At 65.1% G+C, this 19,203-nt stretch carries 18 protein-coding genes and 1 riboswitch; of the genes, 3 read left to right on the top strand and 15 right to left on the bottom strand.

The genetic code is table 11. From position 1 onward, the window contains the following. The first annotated feature begins 126 nt into the window (after window positions 1-126). Window positions 127-1,902, top strand: a complete 1,776-nt coding sequence (locus ATO9_RS13685; RefSeq protein ID WP_052418324.1) for a serine protease — start codon at window positions 127-129, stop codon at window positions 1,900-1,902. A 382-nt stretch (window positions 1,903-2,284) separates the two neighbouring features. On the opposite strand, the gene ATO9_RS13690 is transcribed toward ATO9_RS13685, so the two are convergent. The 14 genes from ATO9_RS13690 to ATO9_RS13750 form a co-directional block, all read right to left on the bottom strand. Beyond that, window positions 2,285-2,908: a class I SAM-dependent methyltransferase gene (locus tag ATO9_RS13690; RefSeq protein ID WP_052418325.1), complete on the bottom strand. Its 624-nt coding sequence runs from the start codon at window positions 2,906-2,908 to the stop codon at window positions 2,285-2,287. Between the two features lie 8 nt (window positions 2,909-2,916). Next, a complete protein-coding gene (locus tag ATO9_RS13695) occupies window positions 2,917-4,365 on the bottom strand; it encodes a TrkH family potassium uptake protein (protein WP_043750055.1) in 1,449 nt (482 codons plus the stop codon). A 200-nt stretch (window positions 4,366-4,565) separates the two neighbouring features. After that, window positions 4,566-5,201 carry an urease accessory protein UreG gene (gene ureG, locus ATO9_RS13700; RefSeq protein ID WP_043750514.1) on the bottom strand — a complete coding sequence of 212 codons (636 nt, stop codon included), beginning with the start codon at window positions 5,199-5,201 and terminating at the stop codon, window positions 4,566-4,568. Window positions 5,202-5,354: 153 nt separating this feature from the next. Next, window positions 5,355-5,996, bottom strand: a complete 642-nt coding sequence (locus tag ATO9_RS13705; RefSeq protein ID WP_043750059.1) for an urease accessory protein UreF — start codon at window positions 5,994-5,996, stop codon at window positions 5,355-5,357. Between the two features lie 9 nt (window positions 5,997-6,005). Further along, a complete protein-coding gene (locus ATO9_RS13710) occupies window positions 6,006-6,572 on the bottom strand; it encodes an urease accessory protein UreE (RefSeq protein WP_052418326.1) in 567 nt (188 codons plus the stop codon). Window positions 6,573-6,612: 40 nt separating this feature from the next. Further along, on the bottom strand, window positions 6,613-6,834 hold the full coding sequence (locus ATO9_RS13715; protein WP_043750062.1) for a hypothetical protein: 222 nt from the start codon (window positions 6,832-6,834) through the stop codon (window positions 6,613-6,615). Between the two features lie 186 nt (window positions 6,835-7,020). After that, entirely contained in the window at window positions 7,021-8,763 is a 1,743-nt protein-coding gene (ureC, locus tag ATO9_RS13720; RefSeq protein ID WP_043750063.1) for an urease subunit alpha, read from the bottom strand. Between the two features lie 98 nt (window positions 8,764-8,861). Continuing rightward, window positions 8,862-9,260, bottom strand: a complete 399-nt coding sequence (locus tag ATO9_RS13725; protein WP_043750066.1) for a lysozyme inhibitor LprI family protein — start codon at window positions 9,258-9,260, stop codon at window positions 8,862-8,864. Next, on the bottom strand, window positions 9,260-9,565 hold the full coding sequence (locus ATO9_RS13730; protein ID WP_043750069.1) for an urease subunit beta: 306 nt from the start codon (window positions 9,563-9,565) through the stop codon (window positions 9,260-9,262). The genes ATO9_RS13725 and ATO9_RS13730 overlap by 1 nt, the downstream gene beginning before the upstream one ends. Continuing rightward, window positions 9,562-9,657, bottom strand: coding sequence for a PA1414 family protein (locus ATO9_RS25055; protein ID WP_420329719.1), 96 nt, complete (start codon window positions 9,655-9,657; stop codon window positions 9,562-9,564). Before ATO9_RS25055 ends, ATO9_RS13730 begins: the two co-directional genes overlap by 4 nt. Window positions 9,658-9,692: 35 nt before the next feature. Continuing rightward, entirely contained in the window at window positions 9,693-9,995 is a 303-nt protein-coding gene (locus tag ATO9_RS13735; RefSeq protein ID WP_043750072.1) for an urease subunit gamma, read from the bottom strand. A 1-nt stretch (window position 9,996) separates the two neighbouring features. Continuing rightward, window positions 9,997-10,830: an urease accessory protein UreD gene (locus tag ATO9_RS13740; protein WP_052418327.1), complete on the bottom strand. Its 834-nt coding sequence runs from the start codon at window positions 10,828-10,830 to the stop codon at window positions 9,997-9,999. Window positions 10,831-11,118: 288 nt separating this feature from the next. Then, a complete protein-coding gene (gene folE2, locus ATO9_RS13745; RefSeq protein ID WP_043750075.1) occupies window positions 11,119-12,213 on the bottom strand; it encodes a GTP cyclohydrolase FolE2 in 1,095 nt (364 codons plus the stop codon). A gap of 208 nt (window positions 12,214-12,421) precedes the next feature. After that, window positions 12,422-13,600 carry a trans-sulfuration enzyme family protein gene (locus tag ATO9_RS13750; RefSeq protein WP_043750080.1) on the bottom strand — a complete coding sequence of 393 codons (1,179 nt, stop codon included), beginning with the start codon at window positions 13,598-13,600 and terminating at the stop codon, window positions 12,422-12,424. A gap of 72 nt (window positions 13,601-13,672) precedes the next feature. Next, window positions 13,673-13,749, bottom strand: a riboswitch (SAM riboswitch). A gap of 91 nt (window positions 13,750-13,840) precedes the next feature. Between ATO9_RS13750 and ATO9_RS13755 the strand changes: the two genes are divergently transcribed. Further along, a complete protein-coding gene (locus ATO9_RS13755; RefSeq protein WP_156127869.1) occupies window positions 13,841-14,803 on the top strand; it encodes a DUF726 domain-containing protein in 963 nt (320 codons plus the stop codon). Between the two features lie 224 nt (window positions 14,804-15,027). Here ATO9_RS13755 and ATO9_RS13760 read toward each other — a convergent pair whose 3' ends face one another. After that, window positions 15,028-15,633 carry a GcrA family cell cycle regulator gene (locus ATO9_RS13760; protein ID WP_043750083.1) on the bottom strand — a complete coding sequence of 202 codons (606 nt, stop codon included), beginning with the start codon at window positions 15,631-15,633 and terminating at the stop codon, window positions 15,028-15,030. A 229-nt stretch (window positions 15,634-15,862) separates the two neighbouring features. On the opposite strand from ATO9_RS13760, the gene carB reads away from it, so the two are divergent. After that, window positions 15,863-19,135 carry a carbamoyl-phosphate synthase large subunit gene (gene carB, locus ATO9_RS13765; protein WP_043750085.1) on the top strand — a complete coding sequence of 1,091 codons (3,273 nt, stop codon included), beginning with the start codon at window positions 15,863-15,865 and terminating at the stop codon, window positions 19,133-19,135. Window positions 19,136-19,203: the final 68 nt, after the last annotated feature.

The following is a 19,203-nucleotide window of genomic DNA, read 5'->3' on the forward strand; positions in this document are numbered from 1 at the left end:
TTACCTACGGGGCGTTTCTGGCAGGGTCAATTGGCCGCTCACGCATTATTTGGATGCACGACACGCCGGATTTGATAAAGCTACGATCCAGGAAAAACCAAAAAGACTGGGCACGAGGCTTTGCATATGTTCCCCAAGATCATTCGACTACTGACGTTTGTTGTTATTGCGTTTCAATTTCAAGCCATTGCCCTGCGCGCCCAAAGCGACGAGGTCGTCTGGGTCCAGATCGAGGCGCAGCCCTCCCTGGCCCTCGCCGAGGATGCGATCCGCAGCTACTCCGAAAGCCTGCAGGACGTGAACGGGTTTGCCCTGGGCGGCGGCTGGTACGGGATCGCGCTTGGGCCCTATGCCCGCGATGATGCCGACCGTGTGCTTCAGGTGCTGCGCCGCGAAGGCGCCATCCCGCGCGACAGCTACATCGCCTTCGCCTCGTCCTTCCGTCAGCAATTCTGGCCGCGCGGCGAGAACCAGCTGGCCGATACCGCAGCCGCCCAGCCCAGCCTGGACAGCGGCACTGCCGAACCCGAGCAATCAGCCGAAGCCGCGCCTGTCGTCGCCCCGGAAACCGAGCCCGAACCCGACGAAACCCCCGCCGAGGCCCGCCGCAGCGAGGCGCTTCTGACCCGCGACGAACGCATGGAACTGCAGGTCGCGCTGAAATGGGCCGGCTACTACAACGCGGCCATCGACGGCGCCTTCGGGCGCGGCACCCGCGGGTCCATGGCCGGCTGGCAGCAGGACAACGGATACGAGCCGACTGGCATCCTGACCACGATGCAGCGCAGCGACCTGATGCGTCAGTACAACGCCGTGCTCGAGGATCTGGGGCTGGAACTGGTCACCGACACCACCGCCGGCATCCGCCTGCTGATGCCGATGGACGTGGTCGCCTTCGACCGCTACGAGGCGCCTTTTGCCCATTACTCGCCCACCGGCGACATCAACGCCCGGCTGATCCTGATCTCGCAGGAAGGCGACCAGAAGACGCTCTTCGGCCTCTACGACATCCTGCAGACACTCGCGATCATCCCCGAGGACGGGCCGCGCGAACGGTCTCGCGACGGGTTCACCATCGTCGGTGAAAACGCCCGGATCGTCTCCCATACCGAGGTCTCGCTCAGAAATGGCCAGATCAAGGGCTGGACGCTCGTCTGGCCGTCGGGCGACGAGGAACGCCGCACCCGCCTGCTGGGCGAGATGCAGCAAAGCTACGAACCCGTGCCCGGCGTCATGCCCGCGGCCATGGGTGCCGATAGCGGCCAGAGCATCGACCTGCTGTCGGGTCTGGAAATCCGCAAACCGATCCTGTCGCGCTCGGGGTTCTACGTCGATCAGCGCGGCACCGTGCTGACCTCCTCCGAGGCCGTCGCGCAATGCGGCCGCGTCACGCTCGACAAAAAGACCGAGGCCGAGGTTGTGCTGAGCGACGCGGCCTCCGGTGTCGCGGTGCTGCGCCCTGCAACCCCGATCGCGCCCATGGGTCATGCCCGTTTCGCCACCGCCGTGCCGCGCCTGCAAAGCGACGTCGCCGCCGCCGGCTACCCCTATGAGGGACGCCTCGCCGCACCGACGCTGAACTTCGGCAAGCTGGAAGAGCTTCAGGGCCTCTCCGGCGAAACCGGTGTGGAGCGCCTGTCCCTGAACGCGCTGCCCGGCGATGCCGGCGGCCCGGTCATGGACCAGGGCGGCGCGGTGATCGGCATGGTGCAACCGGCGCAGGCCGAGGGCCGTCAGCTGCCCCCGGGTGTGGCCTTTGCCGTCGACAACGAAGTCCTTGTCTCGGTTCTGGGCCAGGCTGGCCTGTCCGCACAGGCCGCAGAGCCCGACCGCAGCCTCGCCCCCGAGGACCTGACCCGCATCGGCATGGCAATGACCGTCCTTGTCAGCTGCTGGGAGTAAGCTGTCCTCGCGGACGGCTCATTGCAGAATGCTACTTGAAAAAGGCCTTCGGGCCTTTTTCTTTTTGGTTGGGTGACGCGGCGATCACCCGGGACGACCAGGAACCGGACGCCAGCACGGGCTTGGAGGACGGACAGGGGCTCTGCCCCTGCCGCCAAAGCTATGCTTTGGCGGCCACCCCGGAGTATTTACGGCAAGATGAAAGGGATCGGGCGCTCGCAGTTCAGGGCGCGCGACGAGGATCAAGGGCGCAGCAGTGACGGGTGCGTCGCGGTCGGGTCTGGCGGGCGAAGCCGTCTGGCGGAGCCGGTATCGTGTGAAGAGGCGGCGCAGCCGACGCTTCGCCTTTGGATCAGGGGCCTTAGGATCTGGGGCCTTTGGATCAGCGGTTCTTTTGCGCGAGGAGGATCGTGGCACCGCCGCAGGTCGGGTCTTCGACCGTGAAGCTTCGGATCGAGATGCCCTGGCTGTCGAGGATTGCCCGGTATTCCTCGGGCGCCAGGCTGGCATGATAGATCGGGTCGTCCCCGACACGGCCGACTTCTTCCCCCGCCCCCGGACCGACGGTCAGCAGCAGCGCTCCGCCCGGGGCAAGATGCGCCGCCAGTCGCGGCAGCGTGCGGCGCTGGTCGTCAGCCGTCAGGTGAAAGAAGGAATGCCAACCGATGATCGCGTCGAAGTCGCGGTCGAGGGCAAGCTCGCGCATGTCGCCCTCGATCCATTCGGCCTCTGGCATGCGATCACGCGCCAGGGCCAGCATCGCGGGCGCAATGTCGAGGCCCGTGACCCGCGCGCCGCGCGCGATCATGGCGCGGGCAATCGGTTCCCCTGCCCCACAGCCAACGTCCAGGACCCGTGGGGCGGGCCCCAGCACCGCCAGCATCCGGTCGAGCCATGCTGCTTCGTGCAAATGTTTCGCCCGTTCCGCGTCGAACCGCGCCGCATTGCGCTGGTAGATGTCGCCTGTGCGGGCCGCGAGGGCCATGAGGTCGTCGCGCCCCGCCATCGCGCCGCTCAGGCGCGCCAGAATTGCACGGTGAGGATGGCGTAGACCGCCATCAGCTCGAGCCGGCCGATCAGCATGCCGGCGATCAGCAGCCATTTCGCCGTATCGTTCAGCGGCCCGAAATTGCCCGCGGGCCCGATGGTCTCGCCCAGGCCAGGCCCGATATTGGCAAGCGCCGTGGCCGCGCCCGAAATCGAGGTGACAAAGTCGAGGCCGGTCAGGGCCAGCGCCACCGCCAGCAGCCCCATCGACACGGTAAAGAAGACGAAGAACGACATCACCGACCCCATGACATCCGCCGAGATCGGCCGGCCGTCATAGCGCGGGGCAAAGCGGCCATGGGGCATGTGGATACGACGGATCTGGCTGCGAATCGCGGCGAAGAGGATCTGGTAGCGGAAGATCTTGATCGAACAGGCGGTCGACCCGGCGCAACCGCCGATCAGCCCGATGAAGAAGAAGACCGTGATCAGGAACGGCCCCCAGGCCATGTAATTGGCCGAAGCATAGCCAGTGCCGGACATGATCGAGGTGATGTTGAACAGCGCCTCGCGCAACGACGTTTCCCAATGGTTCGGAAAGATATGCAGAAGTGCCACGAAGGTGATCCCCGCAAAAACGACGATCGTCAGCAGGAAGGCGCGGACCTGGCTGTCCGCCGGCAGGGCGCGGCGATTGCCGTTGATCAGCTGCACGTAGCGTACGAAGGGCAGTGCCGCGAGGATCATGAAGACCGAGGCCGCGTATTCCATTGGCCCCGAAAAGGCCCCGAACGAGGCGTCGCGGGTCGAAAAGCCGCCCGTCGAGACAGTGGTCAGGGCATGAACCGTCGCATCGAAGGCGTTCATGCCGAGGAACAGGTAGGTCAGGGCGCAGGCCACTGTCAGCGCGACATAGACGACAGAGATCTGCGCCGCGATCGTCGTGGCACGGGGCAGGATCTTGCCCATCGTGTCGAAGGCTTCGGACCGGAAGATCTGCATGCCGCCGACGCGCAATTCGGGCAGGAAGACCATGGCGACGACAATGATCCCGACACCGCCCAGCCATTGCAGGATGCCCCGCCAGAGCAGCAGGCCGCGCGGCATCTCGTCAAGGCCGGAAAAGACGGTGGAGCCGGTGGTGGTCATGCCCGACATCGCCTCGAAGATGGCATCGACGGCACTGGCCTGGGTGTCGCCGAGGACGAAGGGCAGCGCACCGAAGATCGGCAGCGTCGCCCAGACACCAGTGGTCAGAAGGAAGGTCTGCTGCAGGGTCAGGCCCTCGCGGTTGCCGTTATGGCACGACAGCGCGGTCAGCCCGCCGATGACGAAGGTCAGCAGCGCGCTTTCGGCGAAGGCAGGCCAGTGGCCGCGGCCTTCGGCGATGTCCACGGCAAGCGGCGGCAGCATGGTCAACCCAAGCGCCGCGACAAGCAGGCCGATGACATATCCGACGGGGCGCAGGTCGATCATGAGAGGCAGGGTTGGCTTGGGCCGGGATGGGTGTCAAGCGGCGATCGGCATCGGGTACTGGCATTGCTATTGAACGCCTTTGATCGCCCCGCTGCGCGGGACGATCGGGGGGCTGTCTGCCCCCCGCCGCCGCTGGCGCGGCGCCCCCCGAGGATATTGTCCGGCCAGATGAAAGAGGAGCCGGTACGGGTGCCCTTGCGTCAGGCGGTCGGTTCCGGGGTGAGGGACAGGCCCCCGATGGCCGCGATATGGCCGAGGATCGTATCGAGGCCCTGACCTGTCTTGAGGTTCGTGAAAACAAAGGGCCGTTCGCCCCGCTGGGCGGAGGCATCGCGCTCCATCACCTTCAGATCGGCCCCGACATAGGGGGCGAGGTCGGTCTTGTTGATGACGAGGATGTCGGACTTGGTGATCGCCGGACCGCCTTTGCGCGGGATCTCTTCACCCGCGGCCACGTCGATGACGTAGATCGTCAGGTCCACCAGTTCGGGCGAGAAGGTGGCAGACAGGTTGTCGCCGCCCGATTCCACCAGCACCACGTCCAGATCGGGGAAGGCCTTGTTCAGCTCGGCAATGGCAGCGAGGTTGATGGAGGCGTCCTCGCGGATCGCGGTATGCGGGCAACCGCCGGTTTCCACGCCGCGAATCCGGTCGGAGGGAAGCGCCTGCAGGCGGGTCAGCGCCTCAGCGTCCTCCTGTGTGTAGATGTCGTTGGTGACGACCGCCATCGACAGGCGATCCCGTAGCGCGGTGCAGAGCGCAGCGGTGAGGGTCGTCTTGCCGGCGCCGACGGGGCCGCCGAGGCCGATGCGGAGGGGGCCGTGGGGTGATTTCATGCTGTCCTTCACGATCTGGCTTGTGGATGCGGATGCGGCCTGCATGGCAGACGCAGTACCATGCGGCGATCCGGGGTTGCGAGGAGGCCAGCGCGCCGCGGTCTGGCGGGCGTCGGCTGCGAGTTCAGGATGGATGACGGGCGCATTGCGGGCTCAGCTCTGGAACAGGCGGGTGGGTAGGGTTTCGTGCTGCATGGACGCAAGGTCGAGCGCGAAAGCAGCCGATCCGATCTGGTCGATGTCCCCTGGCGCAGCCTCGGTCGCGACGCTGGCGATCTGCGGGGCAAGGGCAAGGGTGATCCCCTGCCCTTCGGTCTGGCCCAGCGGCACAAGGCGGATCGCGGCGGAGACGAGGTTGGCGACGAAAGCCTGCAGGAATAGCGTCACGGTCAGGTCGAGCGGAAGCTCCGACAGCCTGGCGGCGCGGCCCAGGGCGACCGAATAGGGCGCATCGGGCAGGTCATGGCCATGCAGGGCGCGGATCGTCGCGGCGAAGGCCGCCCCCATGCGGTCAGTTTCCGCCAGCCGCTCGGCAGAGGGCGACAGGGCGCGGGCCAGCGCGATCAGCGCTGGCAAGTCATCGGGCTCCGCGCGGTAGGCCGCTGCCAGCAGGATCGCGTCGGATTGCCCGGCCCCATGCGTCAGCGCGGTATCGATCCAGTCCTGTGCCGTGGTCGCGTCATCGATCGCGCCGTCGGCGATGGCGGTTTCGAAGCCGTGGGAATAGGAAAAGGCCCCGACCGGGAAGGCCGGAGACAACCATTGATGCAGGATCAGCGCGGGATCGACAGACATGAACGGCGCTCAGGGTTCGTCGCGCGGCGCAGCGGCCGCGGCGGCATCAAGATCGTCGTCGTCATGATCGTCATCGTGGTCGTGGGAGTGACCGTGACCGACATGCACATGGACGTGGGAATGATCGTGCCCATGGGTGCGGCCCATGCCATAGGCTCCGCCCTCGGGCATGAAGGGTTCGGTCACCCGTTCCGTCCGCGCGCCCAAGCGTTCCAGCATGTCCGCCATGATCGCATCGTCACGGATCAGCAGGCGACTCTCTTCGATCTGGCAAGGCGTGTGGCGGTTGCCGATATGCCAGGCGAGGCGGATGAGATCGCTGGCGCGAATCTCCAGAAGGTCTTCCTCGGCGGCGATGACCTCGATCAGCGTATCGTCACCCAACACGAAGCAATCCCCCTGATCCAGGGACATTGTTTCCGGGAGATCGACAAGAAAGGCGTCCCCGTGCACCGTCTTCAGCACCTTGCGGCGCAGAAACCGTTCCTCGTAATCAAGCGTGACAAGGTCGGTGGGGATGGATTGGCCGCGCTCGGCGGCCCTGAGGATCCTGTGCGCAGCGGAGAGAGCCGTCATGATACGACCCTCCCCACCGGGGAAACCTCAGCGCATGCGATCAGACGTAGAACAGATCGCGGAATACATAGGCCGGGATACCGTCGCGGGTGATGCCCATCTTGGCCAGTTCGGCGTCGGATTTCGCGTTCAGCGCAGCGATCTGGTCGGTGCGTGCGCGGCGTTCCATGTAGGCGTTGAAGCCACGGCCCAGATTGGCCAGGAAGCCGTCGAATTTGCCGCGAAAGCCGGCGTCGGAGAAAGTCGTCGTAGCGTTTGCCATTGGAAACCTCATGCAAGTTCGTCTGTGGTTTCCTCCCTTGGCACCGAAGATAGGTCAGCAAGTAGGACATGAAAACTGACAATGCCGCAACGCGGCTATTCGTTTGCTGCAATGCAGCGCATTCGGGGACATGTACAGGCTGGGTCATGGAATCCTCGTGGCGGCGTCCGGCGCAAAGGCCTCCCCTCAGAACATGAAATAGCGTTGCGCCATGGGCAGTTCGCTGGCGGGCTCGCAGGTCAGCAGTTCTCCGTCGGCGCGCACCTCGTAGGTTTCGGGGTTCACCTCGACCTTTGGAGTCGCGTCATTCAGCTTGAGGTCCTTCTTGCCGATATTGCGGGTATTGAGCACCGCAATGGTTTCCTTGGCCAGGCCAAGGCTGTCCCGGATCCCCTCGGCCTGGGCCGCGGCCGACACGAAGGTCACGGCGGAATTTTCCACCGCGCGGCCGAAGGCGCCGAACATCGGGCGGGTGTAGACCGGTTGCGGCGTCGGGATCGACGCGTTCGGATCGCCCATCTGGGCCGCGACGATGGAACCGCCGATCAGCACCATTTCCGGCTTCACGCCAAAGAAGGCAGGCGACCAGAGAACGAGGTCGGCGCGCTTGCCTTCTTCGATGGACCCGATCTGGTGGCTGATCCCATGCGCGATGGCCGGGTTGATCGTGTATTTCGCCACGTAGCGGCGCACGCGCATGTTGTCGTTGTCGCCGGTTTCCTCGGGCAGCTTGCCGCGTTGCTTCTTCATCTTGTCGGCGGTCTGCCAGGTGCGGATGATCACCTCGCCCACGCGGCCCATGGCCTGGCTGTCCGACGCGATGATCGAAAAGGCCCCCATGTCGTGCAGGATATCCTCGGCGGCGATGGTCTCGCGCCGGATACGGCTTTCGGCAAAGGCCACGTCCTCGGGGATCGACTTGTCCAGGTGGTGGCACACCATCAGCATGTCGAGATGTTCGTCCAGCGTGTTCACGGTGAAGGGCCGGGTCGGGTTGGTGGACGACGGCAGAACATGCTCCTCCCCGCAGATCTTGATGATGTCGGGCGCATGTCCGCCCCCTGCCCCTTCGGTGTGGAAGGCGTGGATCGTCCGGCCCTTCATCGCTTTCACGGTGTTCTCGACAAAGCCCGATTCGTTCAGCGTGTCGGTATGGATCATCACCTGCACGTCGTAGTCGTCGGCGACCGACAGGCAGCAATCGATGGCACCGGGCGTCGTGCCCCAATCCTCGTGCAGCTTCAGCGAACAAGCTCCGGCCTTGATCTGTTCCTCAAGTGCGGCGGGGAGAGAGGCGTTGCCCTTGCCCGCGAAGGCCAGGTTCATCGGGAAGGCATCGGCCGCCTGAAGCATCCGCGCCATGTGCCAGGGGCCCGGCGTCACCGTCGTGGCCAGCGTGCCATGGGCGGGGCCGGTGCCGCCGCCCAGCATCGTGGTTAGGCCGGAATGCAGCGCATCCTCGATCTGCTGGGGGCAGATGAAGTGAATGTGGCTGTCGAATCCGCCGGCGGTCAGGATCTTGCCCTCGCCCGCGATCACCTCGGTGCCCGGTCCGACGATGATGTCGACGCCCGGTTGCGTGTCGGGGTTGCCCGCCTTGCCGATCTTGTGGATGCGCCCGTCGCGCAGCCCGACATCCGCCTTGTAGATGCCCGTCCAGTCCAGGATCAGCGCGTTGGTGATGACCGTGTCGACCGCGCCTTCGGCCCGCGTCTTCTGCGACTGGCCCATGCCGTCGCGGATCACCTTGCCGCCGCCGAACTTGACCTCTTCGCCATAAAGCGGGCCATTGCCGCCGATCCCGGCCAGGTCGGCGGTCAGGTCGCGTTCGACCTCGATGATCAGGTCGGTATCGGCCAGGCGCAGCTTGTCCCCGGTGGTGGGACCGAACATCGCGGCGTAGTCAGCGCGGGAGATCTGGGTGGGCATCGGCGGCTCCTATGAAACGTCCTGGGCACGCGCAGCGGCCCGGTCTTGTGAATGCGGGCGCTTGGCCCGGTGACGAGGGGAGGACGCGGCGATGGCGGTCATTTCTCCCCTCCGAAATAGATCAGGTCCTGGGTGCGGCGTTCGGTCTGGCGCAGCAGGCAATACAGAACCTCGGTCGTCTGCAGGGTGCCGCCGCGATATTCCAGACCTTCGGCGAAACAGGCCTTGTCGCGAAAATCGATCCAGGCGCGCTGCGCGGTCAGCAAGGCATCGGCGGTCTTTTCCTCGCCCTCGGACAGGTAGGTATCAAGCTCCTCTGCATGGGCCAGCGCAGCCTTCCATGCGAGGTTCAGCGCCGCGTCGGCCGCGTCCAGCTCTGCCCGCGCACAGGCGGACATGTCCGCCGTCGTCACCGGTTCCGCGCAATCCAGCGCGGCGGCCTGCAAAGGCGCAAGGCCCAGGGCAAGGCAAAGGGCAAGACGCTGGCCGGAACGCATCAAAGCTGACCCATAACCTGCTGGTTGAAGCCGTAGATCACCTTGTCGCCCGAAACCGGGATCAGGTTGACCTCGCGCCGCTGGCCGGGTTCGAACCGCACTGCCGTGCCGGCGGCAATGTCCAAGCGCATGCCGCGTGCAGCGGCCCGGTCGAAATCCAGCGCCGAATTCGCCTCGGCGAAATGATAGTGGGATCCGACCTGCACAGGGCGGTCGCCGGTATTGGCCACCATCAGCGTGATCGCCTCGCGGTCACCGTTCAGTTCGATCGTGCCGGGGGCCGGGAACAGCTCTCCGGGGATCATTTGCGCGTCTCCTGGCGGACCCGGACGGGGATCGGTTTCGGCGCGGGGACAAGACCAAGCGCTATCGCCAGTTTCTCTAGCCATTCCGACATCTTAGGTCCCTTTCTTTTTGTGGATAAGTCTGTGGTCAACGAATCGGGTTATGCACGGTCACCAGCTTGGTCCCGTCGGGGAACGTCGCCTCGACTTGGACCTCGTGGATCATTTCGGCGATGCCATCCATGCATTGCTCGACGCTGACGATGGTCGCGCCCTCCTGCATCAGCTGGGCGACGGATTTGCCGTCGCGGGCACCTTCGACGACGGCATCGGTGATAAGAGCGATAGCCTCCGGATGGTTTAGCTTGACCCCGCGCGCCAGGCGCTTGCGGGCCACCTCTGCGGCCATCGAGATCAACAATTTATCCTTTTCACGGGGGGTCAGTTGCATTTCAGAGCATCCATGTCTTGGGAATGTCGGCCCCCGAAAGGGCGTGAATGGCAGGTATCAGGGTGCGGCGCATCTCGAACCCGTCTTCGGCCAGCAGCCGTGCGAACAGCACGCCGGGCCGGACCAGGCTGGCGCCGCCATTCGGGCCAAGCGCGCGGCGCAGGCGATCAACGTAAAGGTCCGCATCCGGCGCAACCAGAAGCAGGCTGGCCATGGCCCCGGCCCCGCCCCCGATGGCGGAACGGTTCATCAGGGCCTGCGGTTGGCCCGACAGGCGCAGGTTGTCGGCAAAGCACAAGTCGCCGCCCCGCATGACGCGCCAGCGGTCCGTCAGATGTCCGGTTTCGACGATTTCCCCCATGGCGCGCCGCCCGAAAATCAGCGGCTCCACGGCAAGGAAACGGGCATCTTCGGCCAGGTCGACCTCGATCCGGCGATCCAGAGCGGCAGCCTCGAACAGGATGGTTTCCTGCGGCAGCCAGTCCATCCGCGCGCCCGCCGCCACCGATAGAGCGGTGCGGACCTGACCGATCTCGCCTGGTTGCGCGCGGTAGATACGTTCAGCGGCCTGGGTGGTCAGAACCATCTGCGCGTCTTCATCGGCACGTGCGGTCAGGTGAAACCGGTCGCCCCCGGTCACGCCACCGGCCGTGTTCAGAACAACGGCCTGCAGCGCTTGCGAGGCACCATGCGGAAACAACAATTTGAAGGACCCGGCCTGGTGCAGATCGCCGATCCGGGACCGCCCCGCGCGCAGCTTGGCGGACAGATCGATGCGACCGCGCGCACGGGGCTGGCTGGCCCTCGGCGCGGCGGGGTCTGACACCCGGTTCATTGTCGCGTCGGCGTTGATCTTCGGTCCCTCCGTCGGACCGAGAGTATCGTCTTTGTCGCCGATGGGGAGGGGAATTTTACCGCCCGCGCAAATTTTGGCCGTGACGGTATGGGCTGCCTAAAAACCGTGCGCAGGTGTGGGGTTGGGCAACTGCGCGCTGACGCCGCCAGACGGGTCGCGTTGCCAAAACCATCGCGGAACACGGCGCCAACCTACCGGGCACAGCAAAAGCGCCGGCGCATCACGAAGGATGACGCCGGCGCTTGATGCCATTGAAACGATTGAGCTTTAGCCCCGATGGATCAGCGTCGAGAAGAAGTTCGGATCAAGGCTGGCCGAGGCAAAAGTCTCCCCTTCCGTCAGAACCGATACCGCGTCGTGGGAATGCAGGCTTTCCTGGTGGCTGGCCGCGATGCGGAAATCGCCAACGCGCTCGTCCGCCTCCAACTGCGCCGCGAACAGGCGCGCCGCATCCTCGACGAAGATCGGGTTGGCGGCGTTCAGCTCTGCAAAGGCCTGTTCATCCTCGCGCTTCACCATGACCTGCGTTTCCGTCGGCACCGCACGGCGCGCCATATCGATCAGGTCTTCGAACCAAAGCCGCTTGTCGTCGTCGTCCAATACCACCGACAATCGCGCGACCGAGCGCTGCGAATGCGGCGTCGCCAACTGGCCCCGATCCCGCCGCGCATGTTCGGACAGTTCCAGTGAGCAGGGGCAGGTCGAGGAATAGACGTAGTCGAGGTGCACGATCCGCAGCCGCTGACCGGCGCTTTCCACCAGTTCGAGCGCAATGTCGTAATACTGATAGCCCTGCAGGCCAGATCGCAGCGACGGCACCTTCATCGGGTACGAAAACCGCATCTGGATGCGCGCATCAAAGCTCTCCAGATCGGCCTTGTAATCGTCCAGCGCCGCCTCGATCACCGCGAAGGAGAAGGTTTTTTCTGCATGTGCATAGAAGGACCGCATGATGCGGCTCATGTTGATGCCCTTCTTGTCCGCCTCAAGGCTGACCGTGCCCGTGACCGAACTCTCCAGCATGATGGCGTCGCCATCGCGGGTCTCGTAGCGGATCGGAAGGCGGAAATTGGAAATCCCCACATGCTGGATGGCCCGGCGCGCGCCCCGGATCAGGCTGGCCGGCCCGTTTTGCAGGTCAGGCAAAGTGGCACGGTAATCGGGGTCGACCGTGAACTCCTCCGGATAATCCCTTGCCAGGGTTGGATAATCGCTGTTGCTCAGCAGGCGCGCAATGGCCGGGTCCAGATCGTTGATCTGCCGATCAGAGGCCTGCGCGGCCCATTTGCGCAACTTGTCAAGCGCGGCTTTTGCCTCGTCGCGGTCGGGCTGCGGCTGCATATCGTTCGGATGGATGTTCATCTGTACCCCCTGTTCCTGGGCGGCTGTCCGGCTGTCACCGACCATAAGTAGGGCGAATGCACCGTGATTGCCAATTTCGTCAGGTATTACGCTGAAACCGGCAGGGCGGATCATTCTTTGCCGCGACGCCGCACCATCACGGAAGGTCCCACCAAAACAGGCAGGACGGCGCGGGCCCCGGACGACCGCCGGGGCCACACGCTGCAGGTCAAATCTTGTCGAGCGCCTGAATCAGGTCGGCAACCAGATCTTCGGGGTCTTCCAGACCCGCCGACAGCCGCACCATCCCGTCCGAAATGCCGAGCGCATCCTTCTGCTCCTGCGGCAGGCGCTGGTGGGTGGTGGTCGAGGGATGCGTGACGATGGACTTCGCATCGGCGAAATTGTTCGAGATCGTGAAAACTTCGAGCGAGTTCAGCATCTTGAAACAGGCCTCCTTGCCGCCCTTCACCTCGAAGGCCACGACGGTGCCGCCAATCGGCGCCTGTTTCATCGCCACCGCATGTTCGGGATGCGAGGGCAGTTGCGGGTACCGCACGACGTTCAGCTTCGGATGGCCTTCCAGCGCCTCGGCGATCTGCATCGCGGTCGCGGCCTGGGCCCGGACCCGCAGGTCCAGCGTATCGAGCGATTTCAGCTGCACCCAGGCGGTGAACGGGTTCATCGCGCCGCCGGTATGTTTCAGGTAGGTCTCGATCGGGCCGCGGATCATCTCTTTCGAACCACAAACGATCCCGCCCAGCATCCGGCCCTGCCCGTCCACATGCTTGGTCGTTGAAATCACGCAGAAATCCGCGCCATACCGCTCGGAATAGGAAAAGACGGGCGTGGCCATCGCGTCATCGACAACGACCAGCGCGTCATGGGCATGGGCCACTTTCACGACATGCTCCAGGTCCACGACCTCGAGCGTCGGGTTGGAAATCCCTTCGAGGAAGACCAGCGTCGTCTTGTCGGTGATCGCGGCCTCCCAGGCGGCATTGTCGGTGCCGTCGACCAGGATGATCTCGACCCCGAAGCGGGCCAGGACCTCCTCCAGCACGTAGAGGCAGGACCCGAACAGCGCGCGGGACGACACGACCTGGTCCCCGCCCTTCAGCAGCGCCATCAGCGCGCCGTTCACCGCCGCCATGCCCGAGGCACAGGCAAAGGCATCCTCGTAACCGGTGATCTGCGCGATCCGGTTCTCGAACATGCGCACGGTGGGGTTGCCGTAGCGGGCATAGATGAATTCATCGTCGCCGAGGTTCTGGAACCGGGCCTCTGCGGCTTCGGCACTGTCATAGACAAAGCCCTGGGTCAGGAAGATCGCTTCGCTGACCTCCCCGTATTGCGAACGGCGGGTGCCGCCATGGACCAGCGTGGTGCGTTTTTTCCAATCGCTCATCGTCACTCTCCGGACCGACCTCTCGGGGGTGGGTCGGTCAAATAAAAACCCCCAGACGCGGCCAAGCGTGGGGGTCCCCGACGACTGACCTTTTAGCGGAATATTTTCCGTGGCCCGCAATCCGGTAACAAATCGCCACGGGTTTCTGTCTAGCGCTGCATCGCGGCAAGGGTCAAGAGTTACCGTTCTGTCACCCAACCATCACCCAAGTTTCGTATCCAGGCCGTAAAGAAACCCCAAATGATGGATCGGGGGCTTCGGGACATGGCCTTGCTACGGGTCAATCTTGGCGAAAACGGCCTGGAACTGCACGAGGGCGGCGACGACCCAGGCCCGACCCTCACCGCGCAGGCGGATGGCAGCGGCCCGATCATCGTGATGATCCATGGCTTCAAGTTCGCGCCCGGCGATCCCGTCCATTGTCCCCATGATCACATCCTGTCACTGGCCCGGGACCACACCTGCTGGAAGGCCAAGAGCTGGCCGCGAGAGCTGGGCCTCGACCGCGACGACCGGCTGGGCATTGCCTTCGGCTGGCCCGCGCGTGGCTCGATCTGGCAGGCCTATGAGCGGGCCGAGGCCGCCGGGCTGGCGCTGGCCGACCTGATCCGGCACTTGCATCGCGCCGCGCCCCACAGGCCCATCCATGCCATCGCTCATTCGCTGGGCGCGCGCGTGGTCCTGTCGGCCCTGCCGCACCTGCCGCCGGGCGCGCTGAACCGGGCGATCCTGCTTGCGGGGGCGGAGTATTCTGGCCGGGCCGAAGCGGCGCTCGACAGCGCGGCGGGACGCAAAATCGAGGTCATCTCGGTCACAAGCCGCGAAAACCGGCTCTACGATCGCCTGCTGGAAAGCGTGATCCCGTCGCCGGAGCGCGGCGACCTGTCGCTGGGACGCCGCGCCCCCGACCGGCCCAACTGGCTGACCCTGCCGATCGACCGCCCCGACCTGCTGACCGGGCTCGCGGCCCAGGGCTTCCGCATCGCGGGGCCCGAACGGCGCATCTGCCATTGGTCCGCCTATCTGCGCCCCGGTGTCTTTGCGCTCTACGCGGCCCTTGTGGCCGAGCCGACACCGCTGCCCCTCACCCGCCTGCAACGGCTGGTCGCAACCGACCCACCACCCTTGCGTCCGGCGCGTCGGCGGTATCGCATGCCGCAGATCAGCCTGCCCCTGCCATTGATGCGGAACGCCTCCTCCTGATCCCATTGATCCAAGGGGCCAGCGATGTCTCAGCGCAGGCGCTTCCCCTTTCATCTGGCCGAAGAATATCCTGGGGGGAGTTTGTCAAAGCCTGCTTTGACAGACGGGGGGCAAAGCCCCCTGCCCGGTCGATCTCCAAGGGAGATCGAAACAAGGGACGTGCCGCCCGTCGCTGGGCGACCGGCGGCACCGAAATACTTTGGCCGAATGACAGGGAGGCCGCGTTACCGGCGGCGATCGCGGCGCGAGGACATGGGCTGGAACGCCACGCCCACATGCGCTTCGCAATAGGGTTTGCCCGCCTGGACCGGCAGGCCGCAGAACCAGAATTTCTCGGTTGCGGGGTCGCCAACGGGCCATTTGCAGGTCCGCTCGGTCAGCTCCATCAGGGTGAGCTTCTTGGCCTTCTTTTCGATCTCGTTGACCTTGGCCAGCGCCTCGGGGCTGATCTCGTTCGCGGAGGGCTGCGGCGGCAGCGGCTGGCCGGCCGGCACGATGGCCTTGCGCGACGGCGCGCCGGCGGGTGCGGCAGAGGTGGTGCGAGGTTCATCATCGGCCTCTTCCTCAACCTCGGGCGCGGCCTTGGCTGCCGGCTGGGCCGCGGGTTTGGCCGCGGGCTTCGGCTTGGCCTCCGCCTTGGGAGCCGCGCTGGCCGCAGGTGCAGCCGCGGCGCCGCCGCCACCGGAACGGTTGGAGAGCCCGAGGCGATGCACCTTGCCGATCACGGCATTGCGGGTGACCCCGCCCAGTTCCTTGGCGATCTGGCTGGCGGATTGCCCCTCGGTCCACATCTTCTTGAGCAGCTCGACGCGTTCATCGGTCCAGGACATGGACGATATCCTTTTCTTGGCTTGGAGGCCCCTTGGCCGGGGCTTTCGTGTCAAAGGCGGCACGCTTTCCGCACCGCCCTTCGTTGGGTCCCTATTCTAATCACCAAGGCCGGAGATACAAGGGAACGATTCGCACGACCTTAAGGCCGAGAAATACCGCCAACGGCCCTTGCGCGCGTCCCTGCCATGACTATAACCCGCATAATTTTGCGCTGCCCCGGGGAAGACCATGCCAAAAAGAACCGATATCTCCTCGATCATGATCATTGGTGCGGGGCCGATCATCATCGGCCAGGCCTGTGAGTTCGATTATTCGGGGGCCCAGGCCTGCAAGGCCCTGCGAGAAGAGGGGTACCGGGTGATCCTGGTCAACTCCAACCCCGCGACGATCATGACCGATCCCGGCCTCGCCGACGCCACCTATATCGAACCGATCACCCCCGAAGTGGTCGCCAAGATCATCGAGAAGGAACGCCCCGACGCGCTGCTGCCGACCATGGGCGGACAGACCGGGCTGAACACCTCGCTGGCGCTGGCCGATATGGGCGTGTTGGAAAAGTTCAACGTCGAACTGATCGGGGCCAACCGTGAAGCCATTGAAATGGCAGAAGATCGCAAGCTCTTCCGCGAGGCGATGGACCGGATCGGACTGGAAAACCCCAAGGCCACCATCGTCTCCGCGCCCAAGACCGAAAAGGGTTACGACATCGCCGCCGGCGTCGCCGAAGCGATGGAGGCGCTGGAAGAGATCGGCCTGCCCGCCATCATCCGCCCCGCCTTTACCCTCGGCGGCACCGGCGGTGGCGTCGCCTATAACCGCGACGATTACGAATATTACTGCCGGTCGGGCATGGAGGCCTCTCCGGTGGCGCAGATCCTCGTCGACGAGTCCCTCCTTGGCTGGAAGGAATTCGAGATGGAGGTCGTGCGCGACAAGGCCGACAACGCGATCATCGTCTGCTCGATCGAGAACGTGGACCCGATGGGCGTGCATACGGGCGATTCCATCACCGTGGCCCCGGCCCTGACCCTGACCGACAAGGAATACCAGGCGATGCGCGCCGCCTCGATCGCGGTTCTGCGCGAGATCGGCGTGGAAACCGGCGGGTCCAACGTGCAATGGGCCGTGAACCCCGAGGATGGCCGCATGGTCGTGATCGAGATGAACCCCCGGGTTTCGCGCTCCTCCGCGCTGGCATCCAAGGCCACCGGCTTCCCGATTGCCAAGATCGCTGCGAAACTGGCCGTGGGCTACACGCTGGACGAGCTGGACAACGACATCACCAAGGTGACGCCCGCGTCGTTCGAACCGACCATCGACTACGTGGTCACCAAGATCCCGCGCTTCGCCTTCGAGAAGTTCCCCGGCTCCGAACCGCACCTGACCACGGCGATGAAATCCGTGGGCGAGGCGATGGCGATCGGCCGGTCCTTCCATGAATCGCTGCAAAAGGCGCTGACCTCGATGGAAACCGGGCTGACCGGCCTTGACGAGATCGAGATCGAAGGCGCGCCAGACAAGGCCGCCATCACCAAGGCCCTGGCCAAGCAGACGCCCGACCGGATCCGCGTGATCGCCCAAGCCATGCGCCACGGGCTGACCGATGACGAAATCCACGGCGTGACCTCGTTCGATCCCTGGTTCCTGGCCCGTATCCGCGAAATCGTGCGCGCCGAGGCCGAGATCAAGGTCAACGGCCTGCCGGTGACCGAGGAAGGGCTGCGGCGCTACAAGATGCTGGGCTTCACCGATGCCCGGCTGGCCCAGCTCTCGGCGCGGGACGAGGAACAGGTGCGCCGCGCGCGGCACAACCTCGGCGTCACCGCCGTCTTCAAGCGGATCGACACGTGCGCCGCCGAATTCGAAGCTCAGACCCCCTACATGTACTCGACCTACGAAGCCCCGATGATGGGCGAGGTCGAAGACGAGGCGCGCCCCTCCGAACGCAACAAGGTCGTCATCCTGGGCGGCGGTCCGAACCGGATCGGCCAGGGGATCGAGTTCGACTACTGCTGCTGCCACGCCTGTTTCGCCCTGACCGAAGCGGGCTATGAAACCATCATGGTCAACTGCAACCCGGAAACCGTGTCGACCGACTATGACACCTCGGACCGGCTGTATTTCGAACCGCTGACTTTCGAGCACGTGATGGAGATCCTGCGGGTCGAACAAAGCAAGGGCACCCTGCATGGCGTGATCGTCCAGTTCGGCGGCCAGACCCCGCTGAAGCTGGCCAACGCGCTGGAAGAGGCCGGGATCCCGATCCTGGGCACCACGCCCGACGCCATCGACCTGGCCGAAGATCGCGAGCGTTTCCAGGACCTTGTGAACCGCCTGTCGCTGAAGCAGCCGAAGAACGGGATCGCCCATTCCGACGCTGAGGCGCTGGAGATCGCGGACAGCATCGGCTTCCCGCTGGTCATCCGCCCCTCCTACGTGCTGGGCGGCCGTGCGATGGAAATCGTGCGCGACATGGACGGCCTGAAACGCTACATCCGCGACGCCGTCGTCGTGTCGGGTGACAGCCCGGTCCTGCTGGACAGCTACCTCGCCAACGCGGTCGAGCTGGATGTCGACGCGCTCTGCGATGGCACCAACGTGCATGTCGCGGGCATCATGCAGCATATCGAGGAAGCCGGCGTGCATTCGGGCGACAGCGCCTGCTCCCTGCCCCCGCATTCCCTGCCACAGGATATCCTCGACGTGGTCAAGCAGCAGACCCGTGACCTGGCTCTTGAGCTGGGCGTCGTGGGCCTGATGAACGTGCAATTCGCGGTGAAGGACGGCGAGGTCTACCTGATCGAGGTGAACCCGCGGGCCTCGCGCACCGTGCCCTTCGTGGCCAAGGCGGTGAATTCGCCGATCGCCTCCATCGCGGCGCGGGTCATGGCGGGCGAGACGCTGGATGCCTTCACCCTGGTCGATCCGCAGACCGGGCGGTTCGCCGTGAAAGAAGCGGTACTGCCCTTCGCGCGCTTCCCCGGTGTCGACACGCTGCTGGGACCGGAAATGCGCTCCACCGGCGAGGTGATGGGCTCGGACACGACCTTCGCCAAGGCCTTCCTCAAGGCACAGCTGGGGGCCGGCAACCTGCTGCCCTCGCAGGGCCGCGCCTTCATCTCGATCCGGGACGAGGACAAGACGGCCGCCATGCTGGATGCCGCCAAGTCCCTGTCGGATATGGGGTTTGTCCTGGTCGCGACGCGCGGCACGGCGGCCTGGCTGAAAGAGGCAGGGCTGAGCTGTGACACGGTGAACAAGGTCTACGAGGGCCGTCCGAACATCGTCGACCAGCTGAAGGACGGAGAGATCGCCCTGGTGCTGAACACGACCGAAGGCGCGCAATCCATCGAGGACAGCCGAGAGATCCGGTCGGTGGCGCTTTATGACAAGATCCCCTATTTCACCACCGCCGCCGGGGCCCAGGCCGCGGCGCAGGCGATCGCGTCCCGCGATGCCGGGGAGATCGTCGTGACCTCGCTTCAGGAGCTGGCGCAGTGAGCCCGCGCCTGCTCTTTCCGCTGCTGGCGCTGATGGCGCTGGCAGCCTGCGGGTCGCCGCTGAGCTCG

The sequence above is a fragment of the Pseudooceanicola atlanticus genome (genome assembly GCF_000768315.1).
GTDB lineage: Bacteria > Pseudomonadota > Alphaproteobacteria > Rhodobacterales > Rhodobacteraceae > Pseudooceanicola > Pseudooceanicola atlanticus.

Excerpts from the sequence above, each read along its gene's own strand:
- ATO9_RS13730 (WP_043750069.1), bottom strand. The coding sequence starts at position 9,565 with ATGATCCCCGGAGAGCTGTTCCCGGCCCCCGGCACGATCGAACTGAAC.
- ATO9_RS13760 (WP_043750083.1), bottom strand. The coding sequence starts at position 15,633 with ATGTCCTGGACCGATGAACGCGTCGAGCTGCTCAAGAAGATGTGGACC.
- ureC (WP_043750063.1), bottom strand. The coding sequence starts at position 8,763 with ATGCCCACCCAGATCTCCCGCGCTGACTACGCCGCGATGTTCGGTCCC.
- ATO9_RS13735 (WP_043750072.1), bottom strand. The coding sequence starts at position 9,995 with ATGCAACTGACCCCCCGTGAAAAGGATAAATTGTTGATCTCGATGGCC.
- ATO9_RS13685 (WP_052418324.1), top strand. The coding sequence starts at position 127 with ATGTTCCCCAAGATCATTCGACTACTGACGTTTGTTGTTATTGCGTTT.
- ATO9_RS13690 (WP_052418325.1), bottom strand. The coding sequence starts at position 2,908 with ATGGCGGGGCGCGACGACCTCATGGCCCTCGCGGCCCGCACAGGCGAC.
- carB (WP_043750085.1), top strand. The coding sequence starts at position 15,863 with ATGCCAAAAAGAACCGATATCTCCTCGATCATGATCATTGGTGCGGGG.
- ATO9_RS13710 (WP_052418326.1), bottom strand. The coding sequence starts at position 6,572 with ATGACGGCTCTCTCCGCTGCGCACAGGATCCTCAGGGCCGCCGAGCGC.
- ATO9_RS13705 (WP_043750059.1), bottom strand. The coding sequence starts at position 5,996 with ATGTCTGTCGATCCCGCGCTGATCCTGCATCAATGGTTGTCTCCGGCC.
- ATO9_RS13755 (WP_156127869.1), top strand. The coding sequence starts at position 13,841 with ATGATGGATCGGGGGCTTCGGGACATGGCCTTGCTACGGGTCAATCTT.
- ATO9_RS13725 (WP_043750066.1), bottom strand. The coding sequence starts at position 9,260 with ATGCGTTCCGGCCAGCGTCTTGCCCTTTGCCTTGCCCTGGGCCTTGCG.
- ATO9_RS13740 (WP_052418327.1), bottom strand. The coding sequence starts at position 10,830 with ATGAACCGGGTGTCAGACCCCGCCGCGCCGAGGGCCAGCCAGCCCCGT.
- ATO9_RS13695 (WP_043750055.1), bottom strand. The coding sequence starts at position 4,365 with ATGATCGACCTGCGCCCCGTCGGATATGTCATCGGCCTGCTTGTCGCG.
- ureG (WP_043750514.1), bottom strand. The coding sequence starts at position 5,201 with ATGAAATCACCCCACGGCCCCCTCCGCATCGGCCTCGGCGGCCCCGTC.
- ATO9_RS13750 (WP_043750080.1), bottom strand. The coding sequence starts at position 13,600 with ATGAGCGATTGGAAAAAACGCACCACGCTGGTCCATGGCGGCACCCGC.
- ATO9_RS13715 (WP_043750062.1), bottom strand. The coding sequence starts at position 6,834 with ATGGCAAACGCTACGACGACTTTCTCCGACGCCGGCTTTCGCGGCAAA.
- ATO9_RS25055 (WP_420329719.1), bottom strand. The coding sequence starts at position 9,657 with ATGTCGGAATGGCTAGAGAAACTGGCGATAGCGCTTGGTCTTGTCCCC.
- folE2 (WP_043750075.1), bottom strand. The coding sequence starts at position 12,213 with ATGAACATCCATCCGAACGATATGCAGCCGCAGCCCGACCGCGACGAG.